The following is a 20,920-nucleotide window of genomic DNA, read 5'->3' as shown; positions in this document are numbered from 1 at the left end:
CGGAGCGAGAGTCTGGGAAGATGGGGGCGACGATGACGTCGCCCCCAGGTCAGGGAACCAGCACGCACACCCGCACATCCCAAGGAGCGGTCAGATGCCCATCGCAACCCCCGAGGTCTACGCCGAGATGCTCGACCGGGCGAAGGCAGGCAAGTTCGCCTACCCGGCCATCAATGTGACGTCGACCCAGACCCTGCACGCTGCACTGCGCGGCTTCGCGGAGGCGGAGAGCGACGGCATCGTCCAGATCTCCACCGGTGGGGCGGAATTCCTGGGCGGCCAGTACAACAAGGACATGGTCACCGGCGCCGTCGCCCTGGCCGAGTTCGCGCACATCGTCGCCGCCAAGTACGACATCACGGTCGCGCTGCACACCGACCACTGCCCCAAGGACAAGCTGGACGGGTATGTGCGTCCGCTGCTCGACATCTCCGCCGAGCGCGTCGCCCGTGGCGAGAACCCGCTGTTCCAGAGCCACATGTGGGACGGTTCGGCCGAGACGCTGGCCGACAACCTGGCCATCGGCCAGGAGCTGCTGGCCAAGGCCGCCGCCGCCAAGATCATTCTTGAGGTCGAGATCACCCCGACCGGTGGCGAGGAGGACGGCGTCACCCACGAGATCAACGACGAGCTGTACACCACCGTCGACGACGCGCTGCGCACCGCCGAGGCGCTCGGCCTGGGCGAGAAGGGCCGCTACCTGCTGGCCGCCTCCTTCGGCAACGTCCACGGTGTCTACAAGCCGGGCAACGTCGTGCTCCGTCCCGAGCTGCTGAAGGACCTCCAGGAGGGCGTCGGCGCCAAGTACGGCGTGACGTCCCCGTTCGACTTCGTCTTCCACGGCGGCTCCGGCTCCACCGAGCAGGAGATCGCCACCGCGCTGGAGAACGGCGTCGTGAAGATGAACCTCGACACCGACACCCAGTACGCCTTCACCCGCCCGATCGTGGACCACATGTTCCGCAACTACGACGGTGTGCTGAAGGTCGACGGCGAGGTCGGCAACAAGAAGGTCTACGACCCGCGCAGCTGGGGCAAGTCCGCCGAGGGCGGCATGGCCAAGCGCGTCACGGAGGCCTGCGCCAACCTGCGTTCCACCGGCACCAAGCTGAAGTAGCAGCCGGTACGAAGTGTGGCCGTGGGCCCGGTACCCCGTGGGGTGCCGGGCCCACGGCATATCCGACAGACGCATTGCATAAGGGGTCGCTGTGGGTTCCAGCGCGCGCTATGACTTCGACACCGTCGTCGACCGCCGGGGCACCTGGTGTGTCCAGTGGGACGGGGTGGCGGACCGGTTCGGGGTGGACGGGCTGCTGCCGTTCACCATCTCCGACATGGACTTCGAGACCGCCCCGCAGGTGCTGGACGCCCTGCGCTCCCGTCTCGACCACGGAGTGTTCGGCTACACGGACTGGCGGCAGGACGACTTCCGCTCGGCGATAGCCCACTGGTACGCGACGCGGTACGGCACGGAGGTGGACACCGGGCAGCTGGTGTACGGGCCCTCCGTGCTCAGCCAGCTCTCGCAGCTGCTCCAGATGTGGACCTCGGAGGGCGAGGGCGTGGTCGTCCACACCCCCACGTACGACGGCTTCCGCAAGGCGGTCACCGGGCTCGGGCGGGAGCTGCGGGGCGTGCCGGTGGGGGACGGGGCGGCGCTGGAGCGCGAGCTCGCCCGACCCGACAGCAAGGTCCTGGTCCTGTGTTCGCCGCACAATCCGACGGGCCGGGTGTGGACGGAGGCCGAGCTGGGCGCCATGGCGTCGCTCGCCGCACGGCACGGGGTCGCGGTGATCAGCGACGAGATACACGCGGACTTCGTGCACGACGGGTATGCGCATGTGCCGTGGACGCGGGTCGGTGGCGAGGGGCGCTGGGCGCTGATCACCTCCGCGTCGAAGGCGTTCAACTTCCCGGCGCTGACCGGTTCGTACGGGCTGATCGGCGATCCGGCCGACCGGGCGGAGTTCCTGCGCCGGATGGAGACCGCCGAGGGGCTCGCCTCCCCGGCGGTGCTGTCGCTGACCGCGCACATCGCCGCGTACCGGGAGTCGGCGGAGTGGCTGGACGCGCTCCGGGGGTATGTCGCCGGGAACCTGGCGCTGGTCGCGCGGCGGCTGAACGAGGCGTTCCCGGAGCTGGGGTGGCAGCCGCCGCAGGCCGGTTATCTGGCCTGGATCGATCTGCGGCCCGCGGGTGTCGAGGGCGACGAGGCCTTGCAGCGGGTGCTGATCGAGCGGGAGAAGGTCGCGGTGATGCCGGGCGGGGTGTACGGCGCGGAGGGCTTCGTACGGCTGAACGTGGGGTGCCCGCGCGCAAAGGCGGAGGCCGGGGTCGAGGCGCTGATCCGGGGCGTACGGGCCGTGACGGCACGGGCGTCGTAGGCCGCCGCCGATGGATGTTTTCGAGGCCGCGCAGCACGGTGATGTCGCCGCGGTACGGGCCGCCCTGGACGCCGGATGCGATGTCACCGCGGTCGACGCGTACGGGTGGAGCCCGCTGCACCGGGCCGCGATGGGGGCCGAGGCGGATCCGGCCCGTGCGGCCGCCGTCCTCGCCGCGCTGCTGGACGCCGGGGCGCCCGTCGAGCAGCCGGGCGGTGACGGGCGTACCGCCCTGTATCTCGCCGCCGAGTTCTCGCAGTCGCCCGAGGCGGTCGAGCTGCTGATCGCCCGCGGGGCGGATCCCGATGTCACCGACGGCCACGGCAACCACATCACCGTCAACGCCTGGGTCCCGGAGGTCGCCGCGCTCCTGGCGGCCGCCGCCGGGGCCGCGCCTCCGGCCCCGGGCGAGGCGGAGCCGGTGCCGGAGCGGAGGCTGTCGCGGGCGGAGTGGCGCGCGGCGGAGAAGCGGATCGGCGCGGTGCTGGACGGACTGGAAGCGGCGGGGTTCGTCGCGCTCGCCGATGCCGGCACCACCCAGTCCGACGGCTTCGACGACTGCTCCGAGGCCGCCGGGGAACGGGCCGGGGGGCCGGACGGCCTCGTCGGGTTCTGCTACTACACGCGCCAGGACGCCGCACGGGCCCGGAGGACGGGGCACCTCCTGCTGGCGTTCTGGGGCGCCCCGGACGGCAGCCCCCGGACGATGGAACGGGCCGGTGGGCTCGTCGTCGGGGCGTTCCGGGAAGCCGGATTCCGCGTGCACTGGAACGGCACGGGCGACAGCCGCCCCTCGGTCGACCTGACCGGCTGACCGGCTGACCGGCTGACCGGCTGGGCGGTTGGCCGGCTGGGCGGCTGACCGGCGCCGGCCTGATCAGCCGGTCCGACCGGTTGATCCCTGCGCCGGTTTCCCCGCCCCGATGGCCCTCCCGGCACGGAGCGGGGATGCTGCTCGTATGCCTGTGCCTGACGCAGCCGAGACGGGAGCCATCCGGGTCGCCTCCGCCGCCGGACGCTGGGTGGTCCTCACCACCGTCCTCGGCTCCAGCATGGCCATGCTGGACTCCACCGTCATCAACGTGGCCCTGCCCCGTATCGGCAAGGACCTCGGCACCGACCTGGCCGCCCTCCAGTGGACCGTCAACGCCTACATGCTGACCCTCGCCGGGCTGATCCTCCTCGGCGGCGCCCTGGGCGACCGGTACGGGCGGCGGCGGGTCTTCGTCGTCGGCGTCGTCTGGTTCGCCTCCGCGTCCGTGCTGTGCGGCCTGGCACCGAACGCCGCCGTGCTGATCTGTGCCCGCGCCCTCCAGGGCATCGGCGGGGCGCTCCTCACGCCCGGTTCGCTGGCCCTGATCCAGGCGAGCTTCCACCCCGACGACCGGGCCCGCGCGGTCGGGCTGTGGTCGGGGCTCGGCGGGGTCGGGGCCGCCATCGGGCCGTTCGTCGGCGGATGGCTGGTCGACGGGCCGGGCTGGCGGTGGGTGTTCCTGCTCAATGTGCCGCTCGCCGTGGTCTGCGTGCCGGTGGCGCTGCGCCACGTACCGGAGTCGCGCGATCCGCACGCGCACGGGCGCTTCGACGTGCTGGGTGCCGTGCTCGGGGCGCTCGCCCTCGCCCTGGTGACCTACGCGCTGATCGAGGCACCGGGGCAGGGGGCGTCCGCGGTGGTGATCGGGGCGGCGGTCGGCGGGGGCCTGCTCGGGGCGGTCTTCGTACGGGTGGAGCGCACCCGGGCGGCACCGATGCTGCCGCCCTCGGTCTTCGCGTCCCGGCAGTTCACCGTCGTCAACATCATCACCCTCTGCGTGTACGCGGCGCTCGGCGGCTACTTCTTCCTCTCCGCGATCCAGCTCCAGGTGGTGGCCGGGTACTCGGCGCTCGGCGCGGGCACGGCACTGCTGCCGACGACCGTCCTGATGCTGCTCTTCTCGGCCGCCTCGGGCGAACTGGGCCAGCGCATCGGGCCCCGCATCCCGCTCACCGCGGGGCCGCTGGTCGCCGCCGCGGGCATGCTGCTGATGCTGCGGGTCGGGCCCGGGTCGAACACCGTCTCCGGCTACCTCACCGACGTCCTGCCCGCGGTCGCCGTCCTCGGCGTCGGACTCGTCACCGTGGTCGCACCGCTCACCGCGACCGTGCTGGCCTCCGTGGACACCGCACGGGCCGGCCTCGCCAGTGGGATCAACAACGCCGCCGCCCGCGCCGCGGGGCTGATCGCGGTGGCCGCGCTGCCGTTGCTCGCCGGAATGGGCCCGGAGGCGTACCGGATCCCCGACGAGTTCGCCGCGACCTTCCGCCGGGCCATGCCGATGTGCGCCGGGCTCCTCGTGCTGGGGGCGGTGATCGCCTGGGCGACGGTGCGCGGGCCCTCGGCCGTGCCCGGCGAGGAGGAACAGACGCGGCCCGAGTGCACGGTGCACTGCGGAATCGCCGCCCCGCCCCTGGAGCCCGCGCAGGAGAAGGAGGAGGACCCGGGCACCGGCTGACCGCCCGAGGACCGGCACCGACCGACCGCCCGGGTACCCCGGCACGCATGTGCCAGGCACACTTGAACCCATGTCGATCCACGAGAACCTGCTCGGGGGCCCCGCCCCGACCCACCTGCCCGACGACCCGGAGCCGCGCGAGCTGCTCGCGAACGGCACGGCCCCCGCCGATGTCGCCGCGAAGTACCCGACCTCCTCCCTGGCCTGGGCACAGCTCGCCGACGAGGCGTTCGAGGGCGGCCGCGTCATCGAGTCGTACGCCTATGCCCGCACCGGCTACCACCGCGGCCTCGACGCGCTGCGCCGGTCCGGCTGGAAGGGCCACGGCCCGGTGCCGTTCGAGCACGAGCCGAACCGCGGCTTCCTGCGCGCCCTGCACGCCCTGGCGCGGGCCGCCCGGTCGATCGGTGAGCAGGAGGAGTACGAGCGCTGCTCGACGTTCCTGCGCGACTCCTCGCCGACCGCCGCCGAGACCCTCGGCTAGGAAGCAGCGCCCCGGACCCCGTGGACGAGCGGTACGTCTGCGGGGTCTGCGCGCTCCTGGGGCGTCCGTCTAGGATGCCGACAGGGGACCGGAGCTCCACCACCTCACGGAAGGGGCGGACCGCTACCCGGAAGCTCGTGTCGAGGAGACAGCAATGTCGACGATCCACCCCGACCCCGAAGCCACCGGTGCGCAGACCCCGCACCTCGACTTCGCGGGCACGACTCCGTACGAGGACTACGTCCAGGCGGATGTCCTGACCCATCTCCAGCACCCTCGCTCCGACGATCCGGGCGAGATGGTCTTCCTGGTCACCACCCAGGTCATGGAGCTGTGGTTCACCGTCATCGTCCATGAGTGGGAGACCGCCGCGCACGCCCTGCGCGAGGACCGGCTGACCGTCGCACGCGACGCGCTCAAGCGGTCGGTGCGGGAGCTGGAGGCGCTCAACGCCTCCTGGAACCCGCTCGCCCAGCTCACCCCCGCCCAGTTCAACTCCTACCGCTCCGCCCTCGGTGAGGGCTCCGGATTCCAGTCGGCGATGTACCGGCGGATGGAGTTCCTGCTGGGCGACAAGTCCGCGTCCATGCTGGTGCCGCACCGGGGCGCGCCCCGCGTCCACGCCGAACTGGAGAAGGCGCTCGGCGAGCCGAGTCTGTACGACGAGACGCTCGCCCTGCTCGCCCGGCGCGGGTTCGCCGTGCCCCCGGCCGTGCTCGGCCGGGACCTGTCGCGGAAGTACGAACCGTCCGCCGAGGTCGAGGCGGTCTGGGCGGAGATCTACACCGACCCCGAGCAGCACGAGGACCTGGTCCGGCTCGGCGAGGCGCTCACCGACGTCGGCGAGCTGGTGTGGCGCTGGCGCAACGACCATCTCGTCGCCACCCGGCGCGCGATGGGCTCGAAGACCGGGACCGGCGGCTCCGCCGGGGTCGCCTGGCTGGAGAAGCGGGCCACGAAGAACGTCTTCCCCGAGCTGTGGACGGCGCGCAGCCATGTCTGAGTCCTCCGCAGCCGTGCCCGAATCCTCCGCCGCCACGTCCGGGACCTTCGCCGCGCGGGCCGCGGCGCTCGACGCCGCCGACCCGCTCGCGGACCGGCGGAAGCTGTTCACCCTCGACGACGTCGTCTATCTCGACGGCAACTCGCTGGGCGCGCTGCCCGTGCACGTCCCCGCCCGGGTGCAGGAGGTCCTCGCCCGTGAGTGGGGCGAGCTGCGCATCCGGTCCTGGGACGAGAGCGGCTGGTGGACCGCGCCGGAACGGATCGGCGACCGGATCGCCCCGCTCGTCGGGGCCGCCGCCGGGCAGATCGTCGTCTCCGACTCGACCAGCGTGAACGTCTTCAAGGCCGTCGTCGCGGCCACCCGGCTGGCGCCCCGGGGCCGCGACGAGATCCTCGTCGACGCGACGACCTTCCCCACGGACGGGTACATCGCCGAGTCCGCGGCCCGGATGACCGGCCACCGGCTCGTCCCGGTCGCCCCCGACGGGGTGCCCGGCGCGCTGGGCCCGCGTACCGCGGCCGTCCTGCTCAACCATGTCGACTACCGCACCGGCAGGCTCCACGACCTGCCCGGACTCACCGCCGCCGTGCACGAGGCGGGCGCAGTCGCGGTCTGGGACCTGTGCCACAGCGCGGGTGCCCTGCCGGTCGGGCTCGACGCTCACGGTGTGGACCTGGCGGTCGGCTGCACGTACAAGTACCTGAACGGCGGCCCCGGTTCGCCCGCCTACCTCTACGTCGCCGAGCGCCACCAGGCGGCCTTCGACTCGCCGCTGCCGGGGTGGACGTCGCACGCCGACCCGTTCGGCATGACCCCCGTGTACGCCCCGGCCGACGGCGCCGTACGGGGCCGGGTCGGCACCCCCGACATCCTCTCCATGCTGGCGCTCGAAGCGTCGCTGGACGTGTGGGACGGGGTGCCGGTCGAGGCGGTACGGGCCAAGTCCCTGGCGCTGACGGACTTCTTCCTGGAGTGCGTCGCCGGGTACGTGCCCGAGGGCCGGGTCACCCCGGTCACCCCGGCCGCGCACGCGGAGCGCGGCAGTCAGGTCGCGCTGCGCTGCGCGGACGCGGAACCGGTGATGAGCGCGCTCATCGCCCGGGGCGTCGTCGGGGACCTGCGCCGGCCGGATGTGCTGCGGTTCGGATTCACACCGCTGTACGTCGGTTTCGCGGACGTGGAACGGGCGGCGCGGGTGCTGGGCGAGGTGCTGGCGGAGAGGTAGCGGGACCTTGGCGGGAGCCGGTCTCCCGTTGTGGTCCTCGGCGGGGACGGAAGCCTTCCGTACTGGTACCGTCCCCGCAGGTCAGGCCAGTTGGGCTCAGCTACAGGACGGTTGGAGCAGCATGTCGGATTCTGCCGCGCGTGATCGGGACGCAGCCGAGACCGAGTCGGCCCTCTCGCATCCACCGGTCGCCCCCGACGCATCCGCCGCCTACGGCAGCCACCCCGACCAGCTGATCGACTTCTACGCCCCGCGCGACGGGCGGACCGGGGCGCCGGTCGTGGTCGTCCTGCACGGCGGTTCGTGGCGGGCGCCCTACGACCGGCAGCATGTGTCGCCGTTCGCGGACTTCCTGGCCCGGCGCGGATTCGCCGTCGCCAGCGTCGAGTACCGGCGCGGCAGCGAGATCCCGCAGCAGCGGGGGTCCGGCCCCGTCGCGGGCCGCTGGCCGGAGACCTTCGACGATGTCGCCGCGGCGATGGACGCGCTCCCGGCGCTGCTGGCCCGGGAACTCCCGCAGGCCGATGCCCGGCGGATCGTCGTCACGGGGCACTCCGCCGGCGGGCAGCTGGCGCTGTGGGCCGCCGCCCGGCACGTACTGCCCGAGGGGTCGCCGTGGCGGCTGTCCGCGCCCCCGGAGCTGCGGGGCGTCGTCGCCCTCGCCCCGATCGCCGACTTCGCCACCGCCGTCGCGCTCGGCGTGTGCTCCGGGGCGGTCGGCCAACTCCTCGGCCGCGAGGAGGACTTCGGGGAGCGGGCCCCGCACGTCGATCCGGCCGTGCTGCTGCCCACCGGCATCGCGACCACCGTGGTGCAGGGCACCACGGACATCGATGTGCCGCAGGCGGTCGCGGAGGCGTTCGTCGACGCGGCGGCGAAGGCGGGCGAGACGGTGGGGCTGACGCTGCTGCCCGAGGTCGGCCACTTCCCGCTGATCGACCCGGCGGCGGACGCCTGCGCGGTGGTGGCGGAGGAGCTCGCCCAGCTGGCCTGGTGAGCGCCGGGACGCGGCGGGACGGCGCGGTGCGGAGGAGTCCGTAGTACTTGCGACGGACGGCGCAGGATCCGTATCACTGCTGACGACCGGGCCCCTGTCCGCCCCCTACCGTGGAAGCGTGACCGAGACCAAGAGCAGAAGCCCGGAGTACCGGATGGCCGCGGGGGCGATAGGCGGCCTCCGGGAGGCCCTCTTCCACGAGGCGTTCGCCTACCGCCCGATGCCGTCGCTGCGGACCGACGCGCGGCTGATCCGGTGGCTGCCGAAACGGGTGCGGGCGCGGGCCGTGTGGGCGCCGCACGCGACGGTGGTGCTGGCCGCGCTCATCGTCTTCCTGACGGGGGTCTCCCGGACGCACCACGCGCCCGGCGAGGTGATGGCCGCGCTTCCGGCCATCTGCGTCCTGATGACGCTGGTCAGGCCGGTCGGGGCGTTCTGGATGTCGCTCGCGTCGACCCCGGTGACCGCGATGCTCGGCGGCGACGGGTGGCCATGGGGGCCGAGCACGTTCTTCGCGCACCTGGTCGTGCTGATCGTCGTCGCCGCCCGGACCCGGCCGCGCACCGCCGCCTGGATGTGGGGACTGACCCTGCTGCTCGGCACGTTCATGGAGAACCTCGTCTGGCGCCCCGGGACCACCACCCTGGGCATGGCGCTGACCTCCGCGTTCGCCCTGCTCATGGTGGCCATGGTGCAGATCCGTCGCGAGGCGGAGCGCGAGGTGACCGTGCAGCGCACCGTGACCGCCGTCGAACGCGACCGGCGCACGCTGCTGGAGGAGCGCACCACCATCGCCCGTGAGCTGCACGACGTGGTCGCTCACCACATGTCGGTCGTCGCGATCCAGGCCGAGGCCGCCCCGTACCGGGTGGAGAATCCGCCGCCCGAGCTGGAGCAGGCCTTCGTCACGATCCGCGAGAACGCCGTCGCCGCCCTCACCGAGCTGCGCCGGGTCCTCGGTGTCGTACGGGCCGAGGACTACCAGGCCCCGGACGCCCCGCAGCCCACCCTCGCCCAGCTCGACGGGCTCCTGGCCAATGTGCGCGAGGCGGGCCTGGAGACGGAGAAGACGATCACCGGTGCGGTGCGTGAACTGCCGCAGGGGGTCGAGCTGTCCGCGTACCGGATCATCCAGGAAGCCCTCAGCAACACGCTGCGGCACGCACCGGGCGCCACCGCCAAGGTGGAGATCGGCTATGTGCTGGGCGGGCTCGGCCTGCGGGTCGTCAACGGGGCCCCGACCGGTCCGGTGAAGCCTTCGCCGGGGGCCGGTCACGGGATCACGGGGATGCGGGAGCGGGTCGCGATGCTGAACGGCGACATGACGGCCGAGACGACCCGCGAGGGCGGTTACGAGATCACCGCGTTCATCCCCGTGCAGGCGGACAGCGAGCCCCAGTCCCAGTCCCAGCCCCAGTCCCAGCCCCAGCCCCAGTCCCAGCCCCAGTCCCAGCCCCAGCCCCAGTCCCAGCCCCAGTCCCAGGAGCAGGACAAGACGGTCGGCGTCCGGTTCGGGAAGAGCACGGAGCGGACGCAACAGACGGAGCAGACGGAACAGGCGGGCCGGGCATGAGCACCCCCACCGCCCCGCCGATCCGGGTGCTGATCGTGGACGACCAGATGATGGTCCGCGAGGGCTTCTCGGTGCTGCTCAACGCCATGCCGGGGATCGAGGTCGTCGGCGAGGCGGTCGACGGCCGGCAGGCCATCGCCCAGGTCGCGGCGCTGCGCCCCGACGTGGTCCTGATGGACATCCGGATGCCGGAACTCAACGGCATCGAGGCCACCCGCGAGATCGTCGCCGCCGACGCGGACGCCAAGGTGCTGGTACTGACCACCTTCGATCTCGACGAGTACGTGTACCAGGCGCTGCGCGCCGGGGCGTCCGGCTTCCTCCTCAAGGACGCCTCCGCGCGCCAGCTCGCGGACGGGGTACGGGTGGTGGCCGCGGGCGAGGCGCTGCTCGCCCCGACCGTCACCAAGCGGCTGATCAACGAGTTCTCGAAGCTCGCGGAGACCCCGCGTTCGCCCGCGCTGGCCCGGGTCGGCGACCTCACCGAGCGCGAGACGGAGGTGCTCGTCCTCATCGCGCAGGGCCGGTCCAACGCCGAGATCGCCTCGCACCTGGTGGTCGCCGAGTCCACCATCAAGACGCATGTGAGCCGCATCCTGGTGAAGCTGGGGCTGCGCGACCGCACCCAGGCGGCCGTCTTCGCGTACGAGGCCCGGCTGGTCACACCGTCCTGAGACGGCCGGGGCCGGGCACTGGTGGGTACCGGTGAGCGCCGGTGGGTGGTCGGCGGTGGTGGGGTGCGGTTAGCGTCCGCCTATGCACCCGTCTTCCCGTTCCGTGGCCGATGCGCCCTTCGACCCCTGGTCCCCGGCCTTCGTGGCCGACCCGTACCCCGCCTACGCCGCGCTGCGTGCCACCGGCCGGGTGCACCGCTTCGAGCCGACCGACCAGTGGCTCGTCCCGCACCACGCCGATGTGTCGGCGCTGCTGCGTGACCGGCGGCTGGGGCGCACCTATCTGCACCGCTTCACCCACGAGGAGTTCGGCCGCACCCCGCCGCCCGCCGAGCACGAGCCCTTCCACACTCTCAACGGGCAGGGGCTCCTCGACCTGGAGGCCCCCGACCACACCCGGATCCGGCGCCTGGTCTCCAAGGCGTTCACCCCGCGTACGGTCGAGCGGCTCGTCCCCACCGTGCGGCGGCTGGCCGCCGGGCTGGTCGACTCCTTCGTCGAGGCGGGCGGTGGCGATCTGCTCACGGCGGTCGCCGAGCCGCTGCCGGTGGCCGTCATCGCCGAGATGCTCGGCATCCCGGAGTCCGACCGGGCCCCGCTGCGGCCCTGGTCCGCCGCGATCTGCGGGATGTACGAACTGAACCCGTCCGAGGAGACCGCCCGCGCCGCCGTCCGCGCCTCGCTCGACTTCTCCGCGTATCTGCGCGAGCTGATCGAGGAGCGGCGCAAGAACCCCGGTACCGATCTGATCTCCGCGCTCATCGCCGCCCACGACGAGGGGGAGCGGCTGAGCGAGCAGGAGATGATCTCCACCTGTGTGCTACTGCTGAACGCGGGCCATGAGGCGACCGTCAACACCACCGTGAACGGCTGGTGGACGCTGCTGCGCCACCCTGAGCAGCTGGCCGCCCTGCGCGCCGACCACGGGCTGCTGCCGACGGCGATCGAGGAGCTGATGCGGTACGACACCCCGCTCCAGATGTTCGAGCGCTGGGTCCTCGACGACATCGAGATCGACGGCACGGTCATTCCGCGCGGCTCGGAGGTGGCCCTGCTCTTCGGCTCCGCCAACCGCGACCCGGCCCGCTTCTCCGCCCCGGACACCCTGGACCTGGCCCGGCAGGACAACCCGCACATCAGCTTCGGGGCGGGCATCCACTTCTGCCTGGGCGCCCCGCTGGCCCGGGTCGAACTGGCCGCGTCCTTCGGCGAGCTGCTGCGTCGTGCCCCGGCGATGCGGCTGGCCGCCGAACCGGAGTGGAACCCGGGCTATGTGATCAGAGGCCTGAACGAACTCCGCGTGGAGCTGTGACGACGGCGGGCGGCGGAGGCCGGTAGACGGCGGGCGGCGGGCGGCGGAGGGCGGCAGCGGTGGTGGATGCGGGTGGCGGGCGACTGGCGGCGGAGGGCGGGCTACGGGCTACGGGCCGGGGCTGCGGGACCGGGGGCTGCGGAGGCCGGACTGCGGGCCAGGGGCTGCGGGCCAGGGGCTGCGAGGGCCGGACTGTGGGCCAGAGGCCGCGAGGGGCCGGATCACCCGCGCTCAGCAGCCCGGTCCGCAGGCCAGGGGCGGGCCCTCCAGTACGTCGAAGGCCACACCGAAACCGGTGAGGGCTGCGAGCACCGCCGCCGCCCCGAGCGCCCGGCGCCACTTCCGCCCCGCGAGGGCGGCGAGGGTGAACCCGGCCGCGATGCCGCCGAGCGTCATGACCGGCAGCCCGAGCCACAGCACGTTCCACTCCGATGTGCCCTCGAAGCCGCCGAAGATGCCATGCCTGCCGTACGGCGCCCAGGCGAGCACCCCGGCGGTCCCGCCCGCGGCGACGACCAGGCATCCGAGAGTCCCGCGAACGGCTTCGCTTCGGTTCTCCACGATCGGGGTGACGCGGCGACGCTGCGGCGAGGTTGCACCTCGGGGATTCCTCCCGGGATCCCCTGCCCGGTCTCCGGCCTGTCCACCCCGTCTCCCCCTGAGGATTCCCCACCCCCCAGGCTCCCCGCTCCCAGGCCCCCCACCCCCAGGTCCCGCCTCCAGGTTTCCCGCCCCCCGGGCCACTGTCACGTCAGGACATCGCGCCTGCGCAGCGCCCCCACCCCCGCCCCGACCACCACCGCCGCGACGGCGGTGAGTATGAGCACCGGGCCCCATTCCATTCCCGTGCCGCCCGGCAGCTTCGGCAGATGTGTGAACGGTGATACGTCCATCACCGCCTGCGGCATGTCGACGGCGGGCCCGAGCCACCCCAGCGCCAGACAGATCCCGGCGATGCCCCAGGCCGCCACCGCCGCCTTCGGGAACGCCCCGTACAGCAGGACCGTCACCCCGCCCAGCAGCCAGATCGCCGGGAGCTGCACCAGCGACGCCCCGAGGACGGCCGGGAGTTCGTGGCCGTAGCCGACGGCCAGGCCCAGGCCGCCGGCCGCCATGAGCAGGGCAGCGCCGCCGAACGCGACGACCAGATGACCGGCCGCCCACCCGATCCGGCCCACGCCGCCCGCGAGCACTGGCTCGGCGCGCCCGGCGGTCTCCTCGCCGTGCAGCCGCAGCACCGATGCGACGATGTACAGCGCCGCGACCATTCCGAGTACCGAGACCATCGTGGCGAGGAACGCGTCGGTCAGACCGGCCTGTCCGCCCATCCGCTCGAAGATCTCCCTGGTCTTCTCGTTGTCACCGACGAGATCGGCCGCCCCGCCGGTCAGCCCGCCGAAGGCGACACCGACCACGGCGAAGGAGAGCGTCCACCCGGTCAGCGCGCCGCGCTGGAGCCGCAGCGAGAGACCGAACGCCGTGGTGATCCGGCCCTGTGCGGGCCCCGGTCTCGTCGCCAGGAAGCTCATGCCGACATCGCGGCGCCCGGCCAGGGTGTACGCGAGGACGGCCTGGACCGCGACGGCCGCCGCGAGGACGAGCAGCACCCACCAGCGCTCGTCCGCGTACGCCCGGACGTTCTCCGCCCAGCCGATGGGGGAGAGCCAGGTCATCACGGACGAGCCGTCGTCCGCCGCCGAGTCGCCCGCCGCCTTCAGGACGAACGCGGCACCGATCACCGCCGCCGTGAGCCCCTTGGCGAGCCGGGCGCTCTCGGTGAACTGCGCGGCGATCGCGGCCGTGCAGGCGAACAGCACCCCCGTCCCGGCGACCGCCAGGGCGAGGGCCACCGCCCCGGCACCGCCCGCACCGGATCCCGCCAGGCCCGCCGCGATCACCAGCGCCAGGGCCGCGTTGGCGATCACTGCGGTGAGGAGCGCGGCGGTCAGCGGGGCGCGGCGCCCCACCATGGCGGAGGAGAGCATCTCCTGACGGCCGGTCTCCTCTTCCTCCCGGGTGTGCCGGATGACGACGATCAGGCTCATCACGGCCGCCAGCACCGCTCCGAAGGCGGCCATCCGCCAGCTCACGAGCCCGCCGACCGAGTCGTCGAAGACCGGTCCGTACATCGCGCGGAGCGAGCTGTTGCCGTTCATCGACGCGGCCAGCTCGGCACGCTGCGCGGAAGTGTCGTACAGCGCGGCGATGGAGCTGCCGACCGAGGAGAAGGTGCCGCCGAGCGCGAGCACCCAGATCGGCAGCATGATCCGGTCGCGCCGCAGTGCGAGCCGCAGCAGGGGCCACGTCCCGGCGAGCTGCCCGGTCGCGACCGGCGTCCGGCGCCGGGTGCCGGACGGGGCGGTGGTGGTCACGGCAGTCATCGCGCCGCCACCCCCACACCCTCGCCGCCACCGGACGCGTCCGCCGTCTCCGCCGCGTCCGGCGCGTAGTGGCGCAGGAACAACTCCTCCAGCGTGGGCGGGGTGCTGGTCAGCGTCCGCACGCCCGACGCGGTGAGCGCCTTGAGCACGGCGTCGAGCTTGTCCGTGTCGACCTGGAGGGTGACCCGCAGGCCCTGGACGTCGAGGTCGTGGACGCCGGGCAGACCGGCGAGCCCGTCGGGCGCACCGGCCAGCTCGGCCCTGATGTTCGTACGCGTCAGATGGCGCATGTCCGCCAGCGAACCGGTCTCCACCGTCCGCCCCTGGCGGATGATGCTGACCCGGTCGCAGAGCGTCTCGACCTCGCTGAGGATGTGGCTGGAGAGCAGGACCGTCCGCCCGCGGGCACGCTCCTCGGCGACGCACTCCTGGAAAACCCCCTCCATCAGCGGGTCGAGCCCGCTGGTGGGTTCGTCCAGGATCAGCAGATCCACATCGGAGGCGAAGGCGGCGACGAGGGCGACCTTCTGGCGGTTGCCCTTGGAGTACGTACGCCCCTTCTTGGTCGGGTCGAGCTCGAACCGGTCCACGAGGTCGGCGCGCCTGGTCCGGTCGAGGCCGCCGCGCAGGCTCCCGTACAGGTCGATCACCTCGCCGCCGGAGAGGTTGCGCCACAGCGTGACGTCACCCGGGACGTACGCCACCTTCCGGTGGAGCTCCACCGCGTCGTGCCACGGGTCGCGGCCGAGCAGCTGGGCGGCGCCGGAGTCGGCCCGCAGCAGGCCCAGCAGCACCCGGATGGCGGTGGACTTCCCGGAGCCGTTGGGTCCGAGGAAGCCATGGACCTCGCCGGTCTCGACGGTGAGGTCGAGGCCGTCCAGCGCGTGTGTCCGACCGAACGATTTGTGCAGTCCGGCCACCGTGATCGCCTTCGTCATGTTTCTGAACGTACGCTACTTTCACAAATTTGTGAAGTTAAGGAAGCGTATAAAGTTGGCGTTACGGCGGGGGCCGGGAAACCAGGGGAGACGATCGGGCGATGACCAGCGAAACCGGGACCAGCGAAACCGGACGGACCACACGCTCCGGGCGTGACGCGGAGGCCGTGTCGCGGTTCGTGGAGCGGTTCGCGTCCGAGATGACCGAGGCGGGCATGCAGCGGATGGCGTCCCGGGTCTTCGCCGCGCTCCTCGCGGACGACGACGGGTCCATGACCTCCGCCGAGCTGGCCATGGCGCTGCAGATCAGCCCGGCCGCCGTGTCCGGCGCGGTCAACTACCTCACGCAGGTCAGCATGGTCGGCCGCGAGCGCGAGCCGGGCTCGCGCCGGGACCGCTACCGCCTGATCGACGAGGTCTGGTTCACCACCTTCGCCAGCCGCGACCGGGTGCTGACCCGCTGGGAGAGCACCCTCAGGGAAGGCGTCCGCATCCTGGGCAAGGACACCCCGGCCGGCGCCCGGATCGCCGAGACGGTGGCGTTCTTCGAGTTCCTCCAGGCGGAGCTGGTCGGGATGATGGACCGCTGGGGCGAGCACCGCAAGACGCTCGGCTTCCCGGCCCACGACGGGCACGCGGACGCCTGACGGGCGCGCACAGCGTCCGACATCCTTCTCACCCCGCCCCTCGACCGGAGGCTATCCCTCGCCCACCGGCAGCATCAGCCCCCAGGCCCCCGCCCGCACCGTCCACGTCCTCGTCCGGACCGGGCCGCCGACCTGTATGTCCGCCCGGTAGCGGAAGTCCGCGCCCGAGACCGTGACGGCCTTGGCCTCCGTCGTCTCCGGGTCGGCCGCCGGTGGCCTGATCACCACCTCCGCCAGGCCCCCGTCGCCGCCCCGCGAGGTCACGGTCACCGATTCGACCGGGCGGTCCAGGTCGTTCAGCAGGACGCCGTCCGCCTCGACCCGCAGCCGGTGCGTGGCCGACGGGCCGGCGGGCGCCGCCGGGGCCGGGCCCACCAGCGTGCGGACCAGATGGCGGCAGGTGTCCCAGACCGCGGTGACCCCGGTGTGCGCGGCCGCCGCGCCCGGCGGCGCGCTCAGGGCCGGGATGTGCAGCGCGCCCAGGACCACGCCGTCGCTGTCGTCGACCAGCAGGTCGAGCCTGCGCGCGGCACCGTCCAGCGCGGTGCGCGCCGCCGCCACCGCGCCCGTGGGCACGCCGAGCGAATGGGCGAGTTCCAGCGCGGCCGCGCCGCCGACCGGGATCAGCGAGAGCGCGCTCCCGGACGGCTCCCGCTCCCGGTACAGCTGGGCCACCGCCCGCCGCAGCGCGCGGTCGTCGCCGACCACCACCGGCCGCCGACCGCCCCGGCGGGACAGGGCGCGGGCGAATTCCTCGGGCCCGTCGGGCAGGCAGATCTTGGCGTGCGAACCGGCGCTCAGCACGTCCTTCGCGATACGCACGGACTCGCCGTCGGTCCGGCGGGCGACCGGGTCGATGACCACCAGCAACTGGTGCGCACCGTCGCCGGGGGGCTGGGCAGCCGACACCTCGGTCCTTCCTCGGGTAGCATCTTGGTGCAAGAGCCCCTTGCGCTATTGCGCCAGGGGCTTCGTCTATTCCGGGGCACCCGGTTCGACGGTTCAGGCCTTGTCGTACATCGTCGTACGGCATGTACGACGTTTACGTACGCCCCCTGACCTTGGACATGCCCCGCCCGGAAGGGGTGTACGCCTGTGCCCGCACTTGTGCTGCTCGGTGCTCAGTGGGGTGACGAGGGCAAGGGAAAGGCCACCGACCTCCTCGGTGGATCCGTGGACTATGTGGTGCGTTACCAAGGCGGCAACAACGCCGGCCATACGGTGGTCGTCGGTGACCAGAAGTACGCACTGCATCTCCTCCCCTCCGGAATCCTTTCGCCGGGATGTACCCCGGTCATCGGAAACGGTGTCGTCGTCGACCCGGCCGTCCTGCTCTCCGAGCTGAGTGGGCTGAACGACCGCGGCGTGGACACGTCCAAGCTGCTGATCAGCGGCAATGCCCATTTGATCACCCCGTACAACGTCACGATCGACAAGGTGACGGAACGGTTCCTCGGGAAGCGCAAGATCGGCACGACCGGTCGCGGCATCGGCCCGACGTACGCCGACAAGATCAACCGCGTGGGCATCCGCGTCCAGGACCTCTACGACGAGTCGATCCTGGAGCAGAAGGTCGACGCGGCCCTGGAGCAGAAGAACCAGCTCCTCGCCAAGGTCTTCAACCGGCGCGCGATCGAGTCCGGCAAGATCGTCGAGGAGATGCTCCAGTACGCGGAGCAGATCAAGCCGTACGTCGCCGACACGACGCTGATCCTGAACGACGCCATCGACGCGGGCAAGGTCGTCCTCTTCGAGGGCGGTCAGGGCACGCTGCTCGACGTCGACCACGGCACGTACCCCTTCGTCACCTCGTCGAACCCGACCGCGGGCGGCGCCTGCACCGGTGCCGGCGTGGGCCCGACGAAGATCAGCCGGGTCATCGGCATCCTCAAGGCGTACACCACCCGCGTCGGCGCCGGTCCGTTCCCGACGGAGCTGCTCGACGAGGACGGCGAGGCGCTGCGCCGCATCGGTGGCGAGCGCGGTGTCACCACCGGCCGCGACCGTCGCTGCGGCTGGTTCGACGCGGTCATCGCGCGGTACGCGACCCGGGTCAACGGCCTCACCGACTTCTTCCTCACCAAGCTGGACGTGCTGACCGGCTGGGAGCAGATCCCGGTGTGCGTGGCGTACGAGATCGACGGCAAGCGCGTCGAGGAGCTCCCGTACAGCCAGACCGACTTCCATCACGCGAAGCCGGTCTACGAGATGCTGCCGGGCTGGTCCGAGGACATCACGAAGGCCAAGACCTTCGGTGACCTGCCGAAGAACGCGCAGGCGTACGTGAAGGCGCTGGAGGAGATGTCCGGCGCCCCGATCTCCGCGATCGGTGTCGGCCCCGGCCGCACCGAGACCATCGAGATCAACTCCTTCCTGTAGGAGCGGCGGCCCTGTAGGGGCGGCGAACGCGGAGAGGGCCGGGACGGCGCGTCCCGGCCCTCTCCGCGTCTCCTGGACGTTCACCGGGCTCAGGACCCGGGCCCGGAATCCCGTCCCCCCGGACCCAATGGTCCAGACCTTGACAGGTCCAGACCATCGAGGCTTGAGTGGCGGGACGTCCAGACGGCCCGCTGAGGTGTTCGGCGTGCCCTGCCGAAGGAGTGAGCAGCGCTGAAACGCATCAAGAGCCTTCTGATCGTGCTGAGTTCCGTCCTCGCGACGGCCGCCTTCCTTCCCACCGCTTCTGCCTCCGCTTCCGACTCCGCCGCCGCGGATCCGGCCCCGGAGTGCGCGCCCGTGTGGAGTTCGTCGACCGCCTACACGCAGGGCGGCACGGTCTCGCACCACGGCCGCAACTGGACGGCCAAGTGGTGGACGCGGAACGAGAATCCGGGCGCCACGACCGTCTGGGCCGACGAGGGAGCCTGCACGGGCGGGGTCTCGGACTTCGTCATCAGCGAGGCGCAGTTCGACGCGATCTTCCCGGACCGCAACCCCTTCTACACGTACCAGGGCCTGATCGACGCCCTGCACGCCTACCCGCGCTTCGCCAACACCGGCACGCCGACCACCCGGGCCCAGGAGGCCGCGGCGTTCCTGACCCACGCGGACTTCGAGTCGGTCGGGCTCCAGTACGTGAAGGAGATCAACGAGGACAACTACTGGCGCAAGTGCGACTACAGCCGGCCGTACGGCTGTCCGGCGGGGCAGAAGGCGTACTACGGCCGGGGCCCGATCATGTTCAGCTGGAACTTCAACTACAAGGCCGCGGGTGACGCGCTCGGCCTCGATCTCCTCCACAACCCCTGGCTGGTCGAGCGGGATCCGTCCGTCGCCTGGCAGACGGCCCTCTGGTACTGGAACACCCAGAACGGCCCCGGCACGATGACCTCGCACGAGGCGATGGTCGGCGGCGCGGGATTCGGCGAGACGATCCGTTCGCTCAACGGCGCCCTGGAGTGCGACGGCGGCAACCCCGCCTCGGTCGCGGCCCGTGTCGCCGGGTACGAACGGATCACCGGCATCCTCGGCACGGCTCCGGGCTCCCGGCTGGGCTGCTGACGGTCCGTCGCCCGGCCGGGTGTTCCGGCGTTCCGGCGTCACGCCCAGCCCGGCGATCCGGCGCTCCGGTGTTCCGCATGCTGGACGGGCCCGGAGGTTTTTACCTTCGGGCCCGTCCGGGTCGCGGCGCATGATCCGGATCAACTCCCTCCGGAATCACCCCTGTTGAGGGTGGGTCCAGTGGTGCGCATGCGTCGAAGGCCCGCCCGCGGGCGCCCCGGCGGAGAAATGAACGGACGTTGGTCTAGACCTTGACAGGCCCGGAGTGGCGGCGCTTGAGTGACCGTCACGCCCCCCATGGCGGTGCACCGGACGGCTCGCTGCGCCGCACCGAAGGAGTGATCGCATGATCAGACGCATCATGGGCCTGCTCGCCGCGCTGGGCGCGGTCGTCGCAATGGTCGTCGTTCTCCCCGCCACCACCGCCGCGGCAGCCGAGTGCGCGGCGCCCTGGAACTCCTCGTCCGTCTACACCGGCGGCGGATCGGCCTCCTACAACGGACACAACTGGACCGCCAAGTGGTGGACCCAGAACGAGACCCCCGGCAGCTCCGACGTCTGGGCGGACCAGGGGAGCTGTGGAGGGGGCGGCACGGACCCCGGCACGCCGTCCGGCTTCGTCGTCAGCGAGGCGCAGTTCAACCAGATGTTCCCGAACCGGAATCCGTTCTACACGTACGACGGACTCACCGCGGCCCTGAGCGCCTACCCGGGCTTCGCGAACACCGGGAGCGACACCGTCAAGCGCCAGGAGGCGGCGGCGTTCCTCGCCAACGTCAGCCATGAGACGGGCGGTCTGGTGTACGTGGTCGAGCAGAACACGGCCAACTACCCGCACTACTGCGACAGCAGTCAGCCCTACGGCTGCCCGGCCGGTCAGGCCGCGTACTACGGCCGCGGGCCGATCCAGCTCAGCTGGAACTTCAACTACAAGGCCGCCGGTGACGCCCTCGGCATCGACCTGCTGGGCAATCCGTACCTGGTCGAGCAGAACGCCTCGGTCGCCTGGAAGACCGGCCTCTGGTACTGGAACACCCAGAACGGCCCCGGCACCATGACCGCCCACAACGCCATGGTGAACGGCGCGGGATTCGGCGAGACGATCCGCTCCATCAACGGCACCCTGGAGTGCAACGGCGGCAACCCCGCCCAGGTCCAGAGCCGTATCGACCGCTACCAGGCGTTCGTGGCGATCCTCGGCACCACACCCGGCTCCAATCTGAGCTGCTGATCTCCACTCCTCGGGTTCGCCGGCCGTGACTGCGACGGCCTGCGGAGCCAGGGTGGTGGACCCCCCACCCGAAGG

19 protein-coding genes are annotated in these 20,920 nt (G+C 72.2%); 15 read left to right on the top strand and 4 right to left on the bottom strand.

From position 1 onward, the window contains the following. The first annotated feature begins 94 nt into the window (after positions 1-94). The 11 genes from fbaA to GA0115234_RS29205 all read left to right on the top strand — a co-directional run bounded on the left by fbaA (position 95) and on the right by GA0115234_RS29205 (position 12,147). On the top strand, positions 95-1,117 hold the full coding sequence (fbaA, locus tag GA0115234_RS29255) for a class II fructose-bisphosphate aldolase (protein WP_093547690.1): 1,023 nt from the start codon (positions 95-97) through the stop codon (positions 1,115-1,117). A 91-nt stretch (positions 1,118-1,208) separates the two neighbouring features. After that, positions 1,209-2,384, top strand: coding sequence for a MalY/PatB family protein (locus tag GA0115234_RS29250; protein WP_093547688.1), 1,176 nt, complete (start codon positions 1,209-1,211; stop codon positions 2,382-2,384). A gap of 10 nt (positions 2,385-2,394) precedes the next feature. After that, a complete protein-coding gene (locus tag GA0115234_RS29245; protein ID WP_093547686.1) occupies positions 2,395-3,198 on the top strand; it encodes an ankyrin repeat domain-containing protein in 804 nt (267 codons plus the stop codon). Positions 3,199-3,343: 145 nt separating this feature from the next. Beyond that, positions 3,344-4,876, top strand: a complete 1,533-nt coding sequence (locus tag GA0115234_RS29240) for an MFS transporter (protein WP_093547684.1) — start codon at positions 3,344-3,346, stop codon at positions 4,874-4,876. 70 nt (positions 4,877-4,946) lie between these two features. Beyond that, positions 4,947-5,360 (top strand): DUF3151 domain-containing protein, encoded by a 414-nt coding sequence (locus GA0115234_RS29235; RefSeq protein WP_093547682.1) that lies wholly within the window; start codon positions 4,947-4,949, stop codon positions 5,358-5,360. Between the two features lie 154 nt (positions 5,361-5,514). Then, positions 5,515-6,363, top strand: coding sequence for a tryptophan 2,3-dioxygenase family protein (locus GA0115234_RS29230; RefSeq protein WP_093547680.1), 849 nt, complete (start codon positions 5,515-5,517; stop codon positions 6,361-6,363). Continuing rightward, the gene (kynU, locus tag GA0115234_RS29225; protein WP_093547678.1) at positions 6,356-7,591 is read left to right on the top strand and encodes a kynureninase; all 1,236 of its coding nucleotides are present in this window, start codon (positions 6,356-6,358) and stop codon (positions 7,589-7,591) included. Before GA0115234_RS29230 ends, kynU begins: the two co-directional genes overlap by 8 nt. 121 nt (positions 7,592-7,712) lie before the next feature. After that, positions 7,713-8,588 carry an alpha/beta hydrolase gene (locus tag GA0115234_RS29220; protein WP_093547676.1) on the top strand — a complete coding sequence of 292 codons (876 nt, stop codon included), beginning with the start codon at positions 7,713-7,715 and terminating at the stop codon, positions 8,586-8,588. A 118-nt stretch (positions 8,589-8,706) separates the two neighbouring features. Then, positions 8,707-10,161, top strand: a complete 1,455-nt coding sequence (locus GA0115234_RS29215; protein ID WP_161275693.1) for a sensor histidine kinase — start codon at positions 8,707-8,709, stop codon at positions 10,159-10,161. Then, entirely contained in the window at positions 10,158-10,835 is a 678-nt protein-coding gene (locus GA0115234_RS29210; protein WP_093547674.1) for a response regulator, read from the top strand. The genes GA0115234_RS29215 and GA0115234_RS29210 overlap by 4 nt, the downstream gene beginning before the upstream one ends. Positions 10,836-10,917: 82 nt before the next feature. Continuing rightward, positions 10,918-12,147: a cytochrome P450 gene (locus GA0115234_RS29205; RefSeq protein WP_093547672.1), complete on the top strand. Its 1,230-nt coding sequence runs from the start codon at positions 10,918-10,920 to the stop codon at positions 12,145-12,147. Positions 12,148-12,378: 231 nt separating this feature from the next. On the opposite strand, the gene GA0115234_RS29200 is transcribed toward GA0115234_RS29205, so the two are convergent. From GA0115234_RS29200 to GA0115234_RS29190, 3 genes are all read right to left on the bottom strand, one after another. Further along, on the bottom strand, positions 12,379-12,708 hold the full coding sequence (locus GA0115234_RS29200; RefSeq protein WP_093547670.1) for a hypothetical protein: 330 nt from the start codon (positions 12,706-12,708) through the stop codon (positions 12,379-12,381). Between the two features lie 185 nt (positions 12,709-12,893). Then, positions 12,894-14,528: an ABC transporter permease gene (locus GA0115234_RS29195; RefSeq protein ID WP_093547668.1), complete on the bottom strand. Its 1,635-nt coding sequence runs from the start codon at positions 14,526-14,528 to the stop codon at positions 12,894-12,896. Continuing rightward, on the bottom strand, positions 14,525-15,466 hold the full coding sequence (locus tag GA0115234_RS29190; RefSeq protein ID WP_093547666.1) for an ABC transporter ATP-binding protein: 942 nt from the start codon (positions 15,464-15,466) through the stop codon (positions 14,525-14,527). Before GA0115234_RS29190 ends, GA0115234_RS29195 begins: the two co-directional genes overlap by 4 nt. A 101-nt stretch (positions 15,467-15,567) precedes the next feature. Here GA0115234_RS29190 and GA0115234_RS29185 point away from each other — a divergent pair, with 101 nt between their 5' ends. Then, positions 15,568-16,113: a GbsR/MarR family transcriptional regulator gene (locus tag GA0115234_RS29185; protein WP_093547665.1), complete on the top strand. Its 546-nt coding sequence runs from the start codon at positions 15,568-15,570 to the stop codon at positions 16,111-16,113. 51 nt (positions 16,114-16,164) lie between these two features. On the opposite strand, the gene GA0115234_RS29180 is transcribed toward GA0115234_RS29185, so the two are convergent. Further along, complete coding sequence (locus GA0115234_RS29180; protein ID WP_093547663.1) at positions 16,165-17,022, bottom strand: diacylglycerol kinase family protein; 858 nt, start codon at positions 17,020-17,022, stop codon at positions 16,165-16,167. A 186-nt stretch (positions 17,023-17,208) separates the two neighbouring features. On the opposite strand from GA0115234_RS29180, the gene GA0115234_RS29175 reads away from it, so the two are divergent. The 3 genes from GA0115234_RS29175 (at position 17,209) to GA0115234_RS29165 (ending at position 20,845) form a co-directional block, all read left to right on the top strand. Then, positions 17,209-18,492, top strand: a complete 1,284-nt coding sequence (locus GA0115234_RS29175; protein ID WP_093547661.1) for an adenylosuccinate synthase — start codon at positions 17,209-17,211, stop codon at positions 18,490-18,492. A 258-nt stretch (positions 18,493-18,750) separates the two neighbouring features. Further along, positions 18,751-19,614 (top strand): glycoside hydrolase family 19 protein, encoded by an 864-nt coding sequence (locus GA0115234_RS29170; protein ID WP_370804595.1) that lies wholly within the window; start codon positions 18,751-18,753, stop codon positions 19,612-19,614. A gap of 346 nt (positions 19,615-19,960) precedes the next feature. Next, positions 19,961-20,845, top strand: a complete 885-nt coding sequence (locus GA0115234_RS29165) for a glycoside hydrolase family 19 protein (protein WP_093547659.1) — start codon at positions 19,961-19,963, stop codon at positions 20,843-20,845. Positions 20,846-20,920: the final 75 nt, after the last annotated feature.

It is taken from the genome of Streptomyces sp. DvalAA-43 (assembly GCF_900091725.1).
In the GTDB taxonomy this organism is placed as follows: domain Bacteria; phylum Actinomycetota; class Actinomycetes; order Streptomycetales; family Streptomycetaceae; genus Streptomyces; species Streptomyces pulveraceus.
This window is presented reverse-complemented; position numbering and strand designations above follow the sequence as displayed.

Excerpts from the sequence above, each read along its gene's own strand:
- GA0115234_RS29220 (WP_093547676.1), top strand. The coding sequence starts at position 7,713 with ATGTCGGATTCTGCCGCGCGTGATCGGGACGCAGCCGAGACCGAGTCG.
- GA0115234_RS29190 (WP_093547666.1), bottom strand. The coding sequence starts at position 15,466 with ATGACGAAGGCGATCACGGTGGCCGGACTGCACAAATCGTTCGGTCGG.
- GA0115234_RS29210 (WP_093547674.1), top strand. The coding sequence starts at position 10,158 with ATGAGCACCCCCACCGCCCCGCCGATCCGGGTGCTGATCGTGGACGAC.
- GA0115234_RS29235 (WP_093547682.1), top strand. The coding sequence starts at position 4,947 with ATGTCGATCCACGAGAACCTGCTCGGGGGCCCCGCCCCGACCCACCTG.
- GA0115234_RS29195 (WP_093547668.1), bottom strand. The coding sequence starts at position 14,528 with ATGACTGCCGTGACCACCACCGCCCCGTCCGGCACCCGGCGCCGGACG.
- GA0115234_RS29185 (WP_093547665.1), top strand. The coding sequence starts at position 15,568 with ATGACCAGCGAAACCGGGACCAGCGAAACCGGACGGACCACACGCTCC.
- kynU (WP_093547678.1), top strand. The coding sequence starts at position 6,356 with ATGTCTGAGTCCTCCGCAGCCGTGCCCGAATCCTCCGCCGCCACGTCC.
- fbaA (WP_093547690.1), top strand. The coding sequence starts at position 95 with ATGCCCATCGCAACCCCCGAGGTCTACGCCGAGATGCTCGACCGGGCG.
- GA0115234_RS29240 (WP_093547684.1), top strand. The coding sequence starts at position 3,344 with ATGCCTGTGCCTGACGCAGCCGAGACGGGAGCCATCCGGGTCGCCTCC.
- GA0115234_RS29245 (WP_093547686.1), top strand. The coding sequence starts at position 2,395 with ATGGATGTTTTCGAGGCCGCGCAGCACGGTGATGTCGCCGCGGTACGG.
- GA0115234_RS29165 (WP_093547659.1), top strand. The coding sequence starts at position 19,961 with ATGATCAGACGCATCATGGGCCTGCTCGCCGCGCTGGGCGCGGTCGTC.
- GA0115234_RS29205 (WP_093547672.1), top strand. The coding sequence starts at position 10,918 with ATGCACCCGTCTTCCCGTTCCGTGGCCGATGCGCCCTTCGACCCCTGG.
- GA0115234_RS29230 (WP_093547680.1), top strand. The coding sequence starts at position 5,515 with ATGTCGACGATCCACCCCGACCCCGAAGCCACCGGTGCGCAGACCCCG.